Origin of the sequence: Micromonospora sp. DT178, from assembly GCF_049841695.1 — a bacterium.
Taxonomy (GTDB): domain Bacteria; phylum Actinomycetota; class Actinomycetes; order Mycobacteriales; family Micromonosporaceae; genus Micromonospora.
The window spans coordinates 118,671-130,933 of the sequence record NZ_JBNCKV010000010.1 but is presented as its reverse complement, the minus strand read 5'-3'; the positions used below and the strand labels follow the sequence as shown (position 1 = coordinate 130,933).

The 12,263-nt window shown below is 71.6% G+C and carries 10 protein-coding genes; 6 read left to right on the top strand and 4 right to left on the bottom strand.

The window, feature by feature from the left end:
* Window positions 1-35 precede the first annotated feature (35 nt).
* The 5 genes from nuoK to ACLQ22_RS20060 all read left to right on the top strand — a co-directional run bounded on the left by nuoK (window position 36) and on the right by ACLQ22_RS20060 (window position 6,744).
* Entirely contained in the window at window positions 36-335 is a 300-nt protein-coding gene (gene nuoK / locus ACLQ22_RS20080) for an NADH-quinone oxidoreductase subunit NuoK (RefSeq protein WP_089002424.1), read from the top strand.
* Between the two features lie 11 nt (window positions 336-346).
* Window positions 347-2,305: an NADH-quinone oxidoreductase subunit L gene (gene nuoL, locus ACLQ22_RS20075; RefSeq protein WP_425693643.1), complete on the top strand. Its 1,959-nt coding sequence runs from the start codon at window positions 347-349 to the stop codon at window positions 2,303-2,305.
* A gap of 64 nt (window positions 2,306-2,369) precedes the next feature.
* Window positions 2,370-3,905, top strand: a complete 1,536-nt coding sequence (locus tag ACLQ22_RS20070) for an NADH-quinone oxidoreductase subunit M (protein ID WP_089002423.1) — start codon at window positions 2,370-2,372, stop codon at window positions 3,903-3,905.
* Window positions 3,906-4,014: 109 nt separating this feature from the next.
* Complete coding sequence (nuoN, locus tag ACLQ22_RS20065; RefSeq protein ID WP_121397078.1) at window positions 4,015-5,568, top strand: NADH-quinone oxidoreductase subunit NuoN; 1,554 nt, start codon at window positions 4,015-4,017, stop codon at window positions 5,566-5,568.
* Window positions 5,569-5,658: 90 nt separating this feature from the next.
* A complete protein-coding gene (locus tag ACLQ22_RS20060) occupies window positions 5,659-6,744 on the top strand; it encodes a polyprenyl synthetase family protein (protein ID WP_121397077.1) in 1,086 nt (361 codons plus the stop codon).
* 26 nt (window positions 6,745-6,770) lie between these two features.
* On the opposite strand, the gene ACLQ22_RS20055 is transcribed toward ACLQ22_RS20060, so the two are convergent.
* Genes ACLQ22_RS20055 through ACLQ22_RS20045 form a run of 3 tightly spaced genes read right to left on the bottom strand, consistent with a single transcriptional unit; the run spans window position 6,771 to window position 8,837 of the window.
* The gene (locus ACLQ22_RS20055) at window positions 6,771-7,253 is read right to left on the bottom strand and encodes a hypothetical protein (protein WP_425693642.1); all 483 of its coding nucleotides are present in this window, start codon (window positions 7,251-7,253) and stop codon (window positions 6,771-6,773) included.
* Entirely contained in the window at window positions 7,250-7,609 is a 360-nt protein-coding gene (locus tag ACLQ22_RS20050; protein WP_425693641.1) for a DUF6915 family protein, read from the bottom strand. The genes ACLQ22_RS20055 and ACLQ22_RS20050 overlap by 4 nt, the downstream gene beginning before the upstream one ends.
* A 46-nt stretch (window positions 7,610-7,655) precedes the next feature.
* Window positions 7,656-8,837: an MFS transporter gene (locus ACLQ22_RS20045; protein WP_425693640.1), complete on the bottom strand. Its 1,182-nt coding sequence runs from the start codon at window positions 8,835-8,837 to the stop codon at window positions 7,656-7,658.
* A gap of 154 nt (window positions 8,838-8,991) precedes the next feature.
* Between ACLQ22_RS20045 and ACLQ22_RS20040 the strand changes: the two genes are divergently transcribed.
* The gene (locus ACLQ22_RS20040) at window positions 8,992-9,774 is read left to right on the top strand and encodes an IclR family transcriptional regulator (RefSeq protein ID WP_425693639.1); all 783 of its coding nucleotides are present in this window, start codon (window positions 8,992-8,994) and stop codon (window positions 9,772-9,774) included.
* A gap of 176 nt (window positions 9,775-9,950) precedes the next feature.
* On the opposite strand, the gene ACLQ22_RS20035 is transcribed toward ACLQ22_RS20040, so the two are convergent.
* On the bottom strand, window positions 9,951-12,062 hold the full coding sequence (locus ACLQ22_RS20035; RefSeq protein ID WP_425693638.1) for a PhoX family protein: 2,112 nt from the start codon (window positions 12,060-12,062) through the stop codon (window positions 9,951-9,953).
* Between the last annotated feature and the right edge of the window lie 201 nt (window positions 12,063-12,263).

The following is a 12,263-nucleotide window of genomic DNA, read 5'->3' as shown; positions in this document are numbered from 1 at the left end:
AGCCTCGCAGTCGCGAACGAAAGGTTGGCGCAGCGATGACGCCGGACTACTACCTGGTGCTGGCCGCGGTGCTCTTCACCATCGGCGCCGTCGGTGTGCTCATCCGGCGCAACGCGATCGTGCTGTTCATGTGCGTCGAGTTGATGCTCAACGCGGCCAACCTGACCCTGGTCACCTTCAGCCGGATCAACGGTGACCTCAACGGCCAGATCATGGCGTTCTTCGTGATGGTGGTGGCGGCGGCCGAGGTCGTGGTCGGGCTCGCGATCATCATGGCGATCTTCCGGACCCGGCGCTCCGCGAGCGTCGACGACGCCAACCTGCTGAAGTACTGAGGGGTCCTGCGGTGGGAACGATTCTGACGAACGCCCCGGCTGAGCCGGTGGGCACCGTCGCCTACGCGACGGCGGACGGGCTGCTGGGCAGCGTCTGGCTGCTGGTGGCGATTCCGCTGGTCAGCGCAGCGGTCCTGCTGCTGCTCGGCCGGCGGGCGGACCGCTGGGGGCACTGGCTCGGGGTGGCCGCCATCGGCGCCGCGTTCGTGCTGGGCCTGACCTACTTCCTCCAGTTGCGTGGCCTGGAGAACAAGTCGGTCGAACTGAGCCTGTGGGACTTCATCACGGTCGGCGACCTGCGGGTGGACTTCGGTCTGCTCTTCGACCCGCTGGCCGCCGTCTTCGTGCTGCTGATCACCGGGGTGGGCTTCCTGATCCACCTCTACGCGGTCGAGTACATGTCGCACGACGCGGGACGTCGGCGGTTCTTCGCCTACTTCAACCTGTTCGTCGCGGCCATGCTGCTGCTGGTGCTCGGCAACAACTACGTGATGCTCTACTTCGGCTGGGAGGGCGTCGGTCTGGCGTCGTACCTGCTGATCTCCTTCTGGTACGAGCGGCCCAGCGCCGCCACCGCCGGCAAGAAGGCGTTCCTGATGAACCGGGTCGGCGACGCCGGCCTGGCGATCGGCATCTTCATCATGTTCGCCACCCTCGGCACCACCCAGTACGACGAGGTCTTCAACGGGGTCGGTTCGCTGACCGCGACCACGGTGCTGGTGCTCGGCCTGCTGCTGCTGCTCGGCGCGACCGGCAAGTCCGGCCAGTTCCCGCTCCAGGCGTGGTTGCCGGACGCGATGGAGGGCCCGACCCCCGTGTCGGCGCTCATCCACGCCGCCACCATGGTCACCGCCGGCGTCTACCTGATCGCCCGCTCTAACCCGATCTTCTCGGCCAACTCCACCCTCCAGCTGGTGGTGGTGAGCGTCGGCGCGCTGACGCTGCTGATCGGCTGCATCATCGGCGCGGCCAAGGACGACATCAAGCGGGTGCTGGCCTGGTCGACGGTGAGCCAGATCGGCTACATGTTCCTCGGCGTGGGCCTCGGCGGCGCGGCGTACGCGCTGGCGATCGTGCACCTGCTGGCGCACGGCTTCTTCAAGGCCAACATGTTCCTCGGCGCCGGCTCGGTCATGCACGGCATGAAGGACCAGGTCGACATCCGCCGCTTCGGCGGGCTGTCGAAGTACATGAAGATCACCTGGATCACCTTCATGATGGGCTGGCTCGCCATCATCGGCATGTTCCCGTTCTCCGGCTTCTTCTCCAAGGAGCCGATCATCGTGGCCGCGTTCGAGCGGGACGACTGGACGGCCTGGCTCTTCGGCATGGCAGCGCTGCTCGGCGCCGGGCTCACCGCGTTCTACATGACCCGGCTCTTCGTGCTCACCTTCCACGGGCCGAAGCGCTGGACGGAGGACATCGAGCAGCCGCACGAGTCGCCGAAGCTGATGACCATCCCGCTGGTGCTGCTCGGCGCGGGTTCGGTCGGGGCCGGTTTCCTGCTCGCCACCTCGGTGCCGGACTGGCTGGAGGCCACCGCCGGGCTGGGCGCCCAGGAGGAGGGGCACCACGCGGTGCTCTCGCACACGGTGATCACCGTGCTCTCGCTGCTGGTCACCGTCCTCGGCGCGGGTCTGGCCTGGTTCCTGTTCCGCAACGGCACGGCCACCGCGCCGCAGCCGGCCGGGGTGCTGGTCACCGCCGCCCGGAAGAACCTCTACACGGACGCGGTCAACGAGGCGGTCTTCGAGAAGCCGGGCATCTTCCTCACCCGGGCACTGGTCTACCTGGACAACCGGGGCGTCGACGGGCTGGTCAACGGCCTCGCGGCGGGGATCGGTGGCGGCTCGGGCCGGCTCCGGCGGCTCCAGACGGGCTTCGTCCGGTCGTACGCCACCTCGATCCTGACCGGCGCGCTGCTGGTCCTGGCGGCGTTCCTGGCCGTCGAGGCGGGGTGGCTGGCGTGATCGACCTCTTCCAGGCGGCCGTCACCGGCGGACCGCGCAGTGACGACGGAGGTAAGGCCGCATAATGTCCGACTTCCCGTTCCTCTCGGTGCTCACCGTGGCACCGCTGGTCGGCGCCCTGGTGGTGGCCTTCCTGCCGCGCAGCCGGCCGGAGCTGGCCAAGCAGGTGGCGCTCGGCTGGTCGCTGCTGGTGCTGGCGCTGTCGGTGGTCATGTGGGTGACCTTCAAGGTCGGCGGTGACCGCTTCCAGTTCCGCGAGTCCTACGCGTGGATCCCGAACTGGGGCGTCAACTTCACCTTCGCCGCCGACGGCATCGCGCTGGTGATGCTGATGCTGATCGCGGTGCTCGTGCCGCTGGTGATCCTGGCGTCCTGGCACGACGCCGAGTCGTCCAAGCGGTCGGTGCCGGTCTACTTCGCCCTGCTGCTCGTCCTCGAGTGCACGATGATCGGCGTCTTCGCCGCCGCCGACGTCTTCCTGTTCTACGTGTTCTTCGAGGTCATGCTGGTGCCGATGTACTTCCTCATCGGCAGCTACGGCGGTCACCAGCGGCAGTACGCGGCCGTGAAGTTCTTCCTCTACTCGCTGGTCGGCGGTCTGTTCATGCTCGCCGCGGTGATCGGCCTCTGGGTCGTCGGCGGGAAGACCTTTGACTGGCAGGCGCTGTCCCAGGTGGACATCTCCACCGGCACGGAGCGCTGGCTGTTCCTCGGCTTCTTCCTCGCCTTCGCGATCAAGGCGCCGTTCTTCCCGTTCCACACCTGGCTGCCGGACGCCGGTGGCGCGGCCCCGGCGGGCGCGGCGGCGCTGCTCGTCGGCGTGCTCGACAAGGTCGGCACCTTCGGCATCCTGCGCTACTGCCTGCCGCTGTTCCCGGACGCGGCCAAGTGGTTCGCCCCGTGGGCGCTGGCGCTGGGCGTGATCGGCATCATCTACGCCGCGTTGCTGGCGGTCGGTCAGAACGACCTGAAGCGGCTGGTGTCGTACACCTCGATCGCGCACTTCGGCTTCATCGGGGTGGGCATCTTCGCCTTCACCACTCAGGCCGGCACCGGCGCGGTGCTCTACATGGTCAACCACGGGCTCGCCACCGGCCTGCTCTTCCTGGTGGTGGGCATGCTCATCGCCCGGCGCGGCTCGGCGCTGATCAGCGACTTCGGCGGCGCCGGCAAGCTGGTGCCGCTCCTGGCCGGGGTGCTCTTCTTCGCCGGTCTGGCCTCGCTGGCGCTGCCCGGCACCGCGCCGTTCGTCTCCGAGTTCCTGGTGCTGATCGGCACGTTCACGGTGAACAAGCCGGTCGCGGTGATCGCGACGCTCGGCATCATCCTGGCCGCCGCGTACGTGCTGTGGATGGTGCAGCGCACCACCCAGGGCACGCTCAACCCGGCGCTGACCCAGATCGACGGCATGAAGCGCGACCTGAACCTTCGCGAGAAGGTCGTGGTCGCCCCGCTGATCGCGCTGATCGTGCTGCTCGGCTTCTACCCGAAGCCGGTCACCGACGTGATCAACCCGGCCGTGCAGGCGACCATGCAGGACGTCGGCCGGACCGACCCCGCCCCGACCTCGGGCGGCACCGTCCAGGAGGCGGCAAAGTGAGCGCGAGGAGTGAGCTTGCGAGCCCCGCAGTCGCGAACGAAAGGCTGCTCGGTGTGAGCAAGAGGAGTGAGCTTGCGAGCCCCGCAGTCGCGAACGAAAGGTTTGCGCAGTGACTGAGCTGAAACTGCCGTCGATCGACTACGCGGCGCTCGCTCCGACCCTGATCATGCTGGGTGCCGCGCTGCTGGGCGTGCTGGTCGAGGCGTTCGTGCCCCGCCGGCTCCGGCACGTGGTCCAGCTGTCGATGGCCCTGCTGGCGGTGCTCGCCGCGCTGACCATGGTGGTGCTGGCGGCGGACGAGCGGAAGATCACGATCGGCGGGGCGATCGCGGTGGACGGGCCGACGCTCTTCCTCCAGGGCGCGATCCTGGTCCTCGCCGCGATGGCGCTGCTGCTCATCGGCGAGCGCTCGGTGGAGCGGGGCGGGGCGTTCGTCGCCCAGGCCGCGGTCACCGCCGAGTCGGCCGACGACCGCCGGCAGGCCGAGGGCAAGAACGGCCTCACCGAGGTCTACCCGCTGACCACGTTCGCGATCGGCGGCATGCTGATCTTCGTGGCGGCGAACGACCTGCTGACCATGTTCATCGCGCTCGAGGTCTTCTCGCTGCCGCTGTACCTGCTCTGCGCGCTGGCCCGCCGCCGGCGCCTGCTGAGCCAGGAGGCCGCGCTGAAGTACTTCATGCTCGGCGCGTACGCCTCGGCCTTCTTCCTGTTCGGCGTGGCCCTGATCTACGGCTTCACGTCGGGCGTCCCGGGTCGGCAGGCGGGTGTCGACTTCGCCACCATCGACGCCGCCGTGGCGAACTCCCCGGCCAGCCCGGTGCTGCTCTTCGCCGGCATGGCGCTGCTCGCCATCGGCCTGCTCTTCAAGGCGGCGGCGGCCCCCTTCCACGTCTGGACCCCGGACGTCTACCAGGGCGCGCCGACCCCGGTCACCGGTCTCATGGCCGCCTGCACGAAGGTCGCCGCGTTCGGCGCCCTGCTGCGGGTGTTCCACGTCGCCTTCGACGGGGCCCGGTGGGACTTCACCCCGGTCCTCGGCGTGGTGGCGGTGCTGACCATGCTGGTCGGCGCGGTGTTGGCGGTCACCCAGACCGACATCAAGCGGCTGCTGGCGTACTCCTCCATCGCCAACGCCGGCTACCTGCTGGTCGGCGTGCTGGCGCCTGGGGCCGACGGGATCTCCGGGACGATGTTCTACCTGGTCGCGTACGGCTTCTCGGTGCTCGCCGCGTTCGCCGTGGTGACCCTGGTGCGCGACGCCGACGGGGAGGCCACCCACCTGTCCCGTTGGGCCGGGCTGGGGCGGCGCTCGCCGTTCTACGCCGGGATCTTCACCTTCATCCTGCTGGCCTTCGCCGGAATTCCGCTGACCAGCGGCTTCACGAGCAAGTTCGCGGTCTTCGGCCCGGCGCTCGACGGCGGGCAGGCGTGGCTGGTGATCGCCGGCGTGCTGACCAGCATGGTGCTGGCCTTCCCGTATCTGCGGGTCGTGGTGATGATGTGGCTCTCCGAGCCCGGCGAGTCGACGCCGACCGTCGCCGTGCCCGGCGGGCTGACCTCGGCCGCGCTGATGATCGGCGTGCTCGCCACGCTGGTGCTCGGTGTCGCGCCCGCGCCGTTGCTCGACCTGGCCACCGGCGCCGCCGAATTTGTCAGATGACCGACGCTCACGCCCGCGGGGGCCGGTACGCCACGGCGTGCCGGCCCCCGCGCCGTATCCCCCGTCCCGGGCAGGTCGGAGGGGTGTGGCATGGTTGATGGCGTGGTGAATCCGGCTGGCGAGCGTTCAGGTGCCTCCGGGTCCGGCGGCCGTCGGACCAGGGTGAGCACGAGTCAGTTCGGCGCGCTCGGCCTCTATCTCGCCGATCCCCGCGTCGAGGCGTCCGTGCTGGGTCTGCTGGAGGGCGTCGAGTCCGAGCTGCGGGCGAGCGTGGCCAGCGCCGACCCGTTCGTCACGGAGGCCGCCAGGCACCTCGTGGAGGCCGGCGGCAAGCGGTTCCGGCCGCTGCTGGTGGCGCTGGGCGCGCAGTTCGGCGACCCGACCAGGGCGCAGGTCGTACCGGCCGCCGTGGTGATGGAGCTCACCCACCTGGCGACGCTCTACCACGACGACGTGATGGACGAGGCCGCCGTGCGCCGGGGGGCGCCGAGCGCCAACTCCCGGTGGACCAACTCGGTCGCCATCCTCGTCGGCGACTACCTCTTCGCCCGCGCCGCCGACATCGCCGCCGACCTGGGCATCGAGGCCGTACGCCTCCAGGCGCGCACCTTCGCCCGGCTGGTGCACGGCCAGATCGCCGAGACCGTCGGCCCCCGCCCCGGCGACGACCCGGTGGCCCACTACCTCGACGTGATCGCGGGCAAGACCGGCTCGCTGATCGCCACGTCGGCCCGCTTCGGCGGCATGTTCGGCGGTGCCGCCCCGGAGCACATCGAGGCGCTGGCCGGCTACGGCGAGACCATCGGCGTGGCCTTCCAGCTCTCCGACGACCTGCTCGACATCGCCTCGGAGTCGGTGGAGTCGGGCAAGACGCCCGGCACCGACCTGCGCGAGGGCGTGCCGACCCTGCCGGTGCTCTACGCGCTCGGCTCGGACGACGCCGACGCCGCCTCGGTGCGGTTGCGGGAGATCCTGGCGACCGGCCCGCTGACCGACGACGACCTGCACGCCGAGGCGCTCGGCCTGCTGCGCGAGAGCCCGGCGCTCAAGCGGGCCCGGGAGACGGTCCGCAGCTACGCCGAGGACGCCCGGGAGCAGCTCTCGCCGCTCCCGCAGGGCCCGGCCCGCCGCGCCCTCGAATCCCTCTGCGACTACATCGCCGACCGCACCAGCTGACGCCCCGGGGGCGGCCCGTCGGTCGCTCACTCGTGCACGTAGTACCGGACCTGGATCCCCTCCCGGCGCACCGTCACCTCGGCGTGGTCGCCGAAGGCATCCAGCAGGACGTTGTCGAAGTGGCCCTCCTCGAGCGCCACGGCGAGGGCGTACGCGCGCTGGTGGCGGGCCTCGTCGCGGCCCTGGTAGGGCCCGCGCCTGCCGGAGACCCGCCGCGAACCCCCGAGGCTGGGGTGGGGTTCCGCGTACTTGCCTACCTCGAGGTCTTTCGGGTCGACCCGAGGCCCGTCGCCGGTGGTGCGCACCCAGAACCCCTCGACGCTGAAGTCGCACGTGTCCCCGTCGTTGAAGTAGGGCGAGTACTGCCGCCAGCCGAACTCGGTGACGACGTCGTCGTCGAGCAGGGCCCACAGCAGGGGCCGCAGTTCCTCCAGGGGGCGCTGCGTAACCCGGCGGGCCGGGGTGATGTCGCCTTCGACCGGGATGCCGAGAAAGCTGATGTGACTCACGTGTCGTCTCCGAGCAGGGTGGAGAGGGGCAGGTCCTTACGCTGGGCGCCGGACATCCAGGGACGGATCGGCATTCCCGAGAAGTAGTCGGCGGGGCTGGGCAGCCAGCCGAGGTCCTCCAGCACGTGTCGTTCGGCGATCAGGCGGACCGGTACGCGCCTGCGGCCGACTTGCAACGTGTCGCCGAAGATCCGCTGGCAGAGGTAGATGCCCGCGGTGTGGTGGTACATCGCGCGGTGCCGGACGTCGCCGATGATCTGCTTGGAGGAGTCGATGAACTCCTCGATCGGCAGGTAGTCCTCCGGGGTGCCTCCCCACTTGCGCGCGGCCGACTGGGCGTGATGCCAGGAGTTCATGACAGGCAAACTAGCCCCCGGTGCCGACAGGTCGGCCCGCCCGGGCTCACCGGCGGGCGAGCATCCGGCTGCCGGTGAGCATCAGGGCGGCGGCCAGCAGCATCGACCCGGCGGCGACGACCCACATCGCCGGGTAGCCGGCGTGGGCGGCCACCGCGCCGAGGCCGAGCGGGCCGAGGCAGCCGCCCGCGTACACCCCGGTCTGGGTGATCGAGGTGGCGGCGGCCGGGGCCTGCGGGTGCAGCTGGACCACCGCGAACGTCATCAGGCCCGGCCAGGCCCAGCCCAGGCCGAAGCCGAGCAGCACGCCGGCCACCAGCGGCACCGGCCCGGCCGCCGCGAGCAGACCGAGCCCGGCCGCGCCGACCACGAGCATGCCGGCGATGAGGGCGACGTGCCCGGTGGGGCGGCGGTCCGCGAGCCAGCCGACGACGACCCGGGCCGCCACGCAGACCGCGCTGCCCAGGGTCAGGGTCAGCCCGGCCAGCGCCGGCGACAGCCCCCGGCCGGCGGAGGAGTCCACCACGAAGGTGCCCAGCGCGTTCGCGGCGGCCGCGGCGAAGGTCGCGGCCGCCCCGACCACCACCAGGGCCGCGGTGGCGCGGCCGGCGCGGGCGGGGGCGGCCGTCCGGGCGGGGCGTGGCTCCCGCGCGGGTACGGCAGGCAGCGCCGCCAGGGCCGCGCCGGCCGCCGCCACGAACGCCCAGCGCCAGCCGGCCGTCAGCGCCACGGTCGGCACCGCCGCCCCTGCTAGCAGGGTGGCGACGGGGACGGCGGCCTGCTTCACCCCGAATGACAGCCCCTGTCTGCGGGCCGGCACGTGCCGGGTGAGCGTGGCGTTGCTGGCGAGCTGACCGAGGGCGTTGGCGGTGCCGGCAAGCGCGAGCAGCCCGAGCAGGACCGGGTACGAGCGGGCCAGCCCCGCCACGGCCAGCAGGCAGGCGGCGGAGAGCAGGATGCCGGCGCGGGCCACCACCGTCGGCCCGTGCCGCTCGGCGAGGACGCCGGAGGGCACCGAGGCCAGCGCGCCCACCCCGAAGTAGACCGACACGGCCAGGCCCAGCCCGGCCGGGGAGAAGCCCAGGTCCTCGCCCATCTGCACGGCGAGCCCGCCGAGCAGGAAGACCGGCAGGACGCAGGCGATGGTGACGGCGACGGCCCCGGTCACGGCCCGGGCAGGCCGGGGCGGGGTGACGCCCGGGGCGGGCTGCAACGCGATGTCGGTCATGGTCCGGCAAACCTACGCGAGCGGCGTTTGCGTCACGGTACGTGCCTGTCGAGCAACGCGGCGTTCATGACGATCTGGCATCCTCCACCCGAACAGGCATTTCGCACCGGGCCTGTTTTTCATATGGTGTAAGTCCCCGGCGGCGGAGGTGGTTGTGCGCGACCCCTTGGCGGAACCTTCGGATCTCATCCGGAGTGTGTCCCGCGCGCTACGCGTGCTCGAGTCGGTCGGTCGCGCCCCGAAAGGGCTCACCGTCAAGCAGATCGCGCGGCGCTGCGAGCTGACCGTGGCGACGACCTACCACCTGGTCCGCACCCTGGCCTACGAGGGCTACGTGATCCGGCGCGAGGACGGCACGTACATCGTGGGCCTGGAGGTGGCCGACCGCTACCGCGAGCTGGTAACGGCTTTCCGGGGGCCGCCGGCGGTCGGGGAGAGCCTGCGCCGCGCCGCCCTGGACACCGGCTACAGCCACTGCCTCGGCCGGTTCGTGGGTGGCCAGGTGGCGGTCACGGCCGTGGCCGAGGGCCCGCGCTCGCCGTACCTGGAGGACCTGGTGCCCGGGTTCGACGAGGGGGCGCACGCGACCGCCCTCGGCAAGGCCCTGCTCGCCACGCTGACCGCCGAGCAGCGCTCCCGCTACCTGCGCGACTACGGCATGCGCCCGTTCACCTCCGCCACCCTGACCACCACGGAGGCGTTCGAGGTCGACCTGGCCGCCGGCGACCGGCGGGGCATGCAGCTGGAGCTGGGGCAGTTCCGGCAGGGCGTGGCCTGCGCCGCCGTGCTGGTCAGCCCGGACAAGGACATGGAGCGTCGGGTGGTGCTGGCCTGCGCGCTGCCGGCCGGCGAGATGATGACCTCCGCCCGCGTGGTCCGGGCGAAGCTGCTCACCGTCGCCCGGACGATCGCCGACAACCTGGCCGTCGACAGCTGATTCCGCCCGCCGCCGGCCGGGCGGGCCGCTCCGGCGGCCCCGGGGCGCGCTGCCGTGTTCCACCCGCCGCCCCGCTGCCCCGGCGCCGGTCGCTTCGGGTCGCAACGACCGAGGGCCCTCTCCCCGGCTGGGAGAGGGCCCCGACGGCGGTCCGGCGCCGACCGCCCGAGGAGTGGTCAGCTGCCGATCGGCCCGCCGTCCAGGCGCCAGGCCACCACCACGCCCGGCTTGGCGTAGTCGCCGTCCGGCCAGTTCGAGGCCGGCTTCTCGACCGACGCCCCGCTCAGCTCGCCCGGGTGCTGCACGGCCACGAAGACCGAGCGGTTGTCCCCGGTGATGAACGGGCCGCAGGCCTCCGCGCCCACCGGCACGGTGAGGAACTGCTTCAGGTGGCCCCGCTCCGGCCCCTCGACGGCCGTGGCGAAGAGGCCGTCGTTGCTGCCCAGCGCGTTGCCGTCCGTGGAGATCCAGAGGTTCCCGGTGGCGTCGAACGCGACGTTGTCCGGGCAGGAGATCGGGGAGACCGTCGTCTTGTCGTACCCGGCGAAGAAGGTCGACGGGTCCGCCGGGTCACCGGCGACGATCGGCAGCGACCAGGCGAAGGTCTCGCCCGCGTTGTCGCCGCGGTCCTCGACCAGCTCCAGCACCTGACCGTGCTTGTTCAGGTTGCGCGGGTTGGCCTCGTCGGCGGCCGGCTTGCCGGCCTTGCCCCGGTCGGTGTTGTTGGTCAGCGCCACGTACACCTTGCCGGTGAGCAGGCTCGGCTCGACGTCCTCCGGGCGGTCCATCTTGGTCGCCCCGACCCTGTCGCCGGCCAGCCGGGTGAAGGTGAGCACGTCGGCGGCCGTCATCCCGTCGACGTACGAGCGGTTGCCGCTGACCAGCCTGATCCAGCGCCCCCGGCCGTTGAACGCGCCGTCGGAGGGCAGCCGGCCGGAGCCGTCGATCTCGCCGGCGCTGCTCTGCTTCAGCTCGGCGACGTAGAGGGTGCCCGACTCCAGCAGGGTCAGGTTGTGCCGGCGGGCGACCCAGGAGTTGCCCTTCATGAACTTCTTGTCGGAGACGAACTTGTACAGGTAGTCGAAGCGCTCGTCGTCGCCCATGTACGCGACCACGTGCCCGCTCTTCGCGACGATGACGTTCGCGCCCTCGTGCTTGAACCGGCCCAGCGCGGTGTGCTTGCGCGGGCGGCTCTCCGGGTCGTACGGGTCGATCTCCACGATCCAGCCGTGCCGGTTGGCCTCGTTCGGGTGCTTCGCCAGGTCGAACCGCTCGTCGGCGCGCTCCCACTTGCGGCTGCCGCTCGGGTAACGGGTGGTGGTGGTGATGCCGTACCGGGCCAGCTTCGGCTTCACCTCCTCGGCGACCGCGTCGCCGCCGACGAAGTACTGGTTGAAGTTCTCCTCGCCGGAGAGCACGGTGCCCCACGGGGTCACCCCGCCGGCACAGTTGTTCAGCGTGCCGACGACCGTACGGCCCTTCGGGTCGGCGGCGGTCCGCAGGTGCGCCGAGCCGGCGGCCGGCCCGGTCAGCTCGAACTTCGTGGCCAGCGCCGTGACCCGCCGGTTGTACTGCCGCCGGCCCTTGGTGACCGGTCGCCACTGCCCGGTGCCGTCGACCCGCTCCAGCTCCACCACGGACATGCCGTGCGCGGCCATCGCGATCCGCAGCTGCTCGACGCTCAGCGCGTCCTGGCTGGTGAAGCCGGGGAACATCAGGTCCTCGTTGGTGTACTCGTGGTTGACCACGAGCAGGGCACGCTTCCGCCCGTCCAGCGGCAGCACCCCGACGAAGTCGTTGTTGTAGCCGAACTGCCCCGCCTGGGCGGCGGCGGTCTGGGCGCGCACGTCGAAATCGGGGGCGCCCGGCACGACCGGGTCGCCCCAGCGCAGGACGACCGCGTGGTCATACCCGTTGGGCACGACGAGGCTGTCGAGGGTGTTCGGCGGGACGGGCTTGAAGGTCAGCGCGCCGCTGCCGACGCCGCCAGCGGGACGGTCGAAACCGGCGGCACCGGGGACCACGGGGGTGGCGGGGGCCGCCGCGGCGGGGGCGGCGCCGGCCACCGCGCCGCCGAAGCCGAGGACCAGCGCGCCGACCGCGCCGGCCCGGACCACGCCGCGCCGGGACACCTCCGCGTTCACCACGTCCCCGAAGTACGCGTTGTCGGACGTGTTGGGCACGGGGTGGTCGCACGCGTTGCCGCACCGGTAGAGACAGGTCATGGCGTCGCGGCTGCCGTGGCGGGTGGCGCCCAGCAACGGGAGCAGCCGGGGACGGTCGCTCATGGAAGGAGCCTCCTGATGGGGGTCGGTGCACGCCGGACCAGCCGCTGGCGTGCGTACCCGCCGGACGCTAGGAGGGCGCGGTGAGCGACCGTCGGCGACGGCATGAACCGGGCGTGAACACCTCGGCCGGACTCCTGCGGTGACCTGCGGCTGAACCGATCGGGACGGCGGCATGTATTCCCGTGCGAACGCATCGCCGGA

What these genes read in the sequence shown, in the direction of transcription:
- nuoK (WP_089002424.1), top strand. Translation starts at nt 36, where the DNA reads ATGACGCCGGACTACTACCTGGTGCTGGCCGCGGTGCTCTTCACCATC.
- ACLQ22_RS20070 (WP_089002423.1), top strand. Translation starts at nt 2,370, where the DNA reads ATGTCCGACTTCCCGTTCCTCTCGGTGCTCACCGTGGCACCGCTGGTC.
- ACLQ22_RS20060 (WP_121397077.1), top strand. Translation starts at nt 5,659, where the DNA reads ATGGTTGATGGCGTGGTGAATCCGGCTGGCGAGCGTTCAGGTGCCTCC.
- ACLQ22_RS20050 (WP_425693641.1), bottom strand. Translation starts at nt 7,609, where the DNA reads ATGAACTCCTGGCATCACGCCCAGTCGGCCGCGCGCAAGTGGGGAGGC.
- ACLQ22_RS20045 (WP_425693640.1), bottom strand. Translation starts at nt 8,837, where the DNA reads ATGACCGACATCGCGTTGCAGCCCGCCCCGGGCGTCACCCCGCCCCGG.
- ACLQ22_RS20035 (WP_425693638.1), bottom strand. Translation starts at nt 12,062, where the DNA reads ATGAGCGACCGTCCCCGGCTGCTCCCGTTGCTGGGCGCCACCCGCCAC.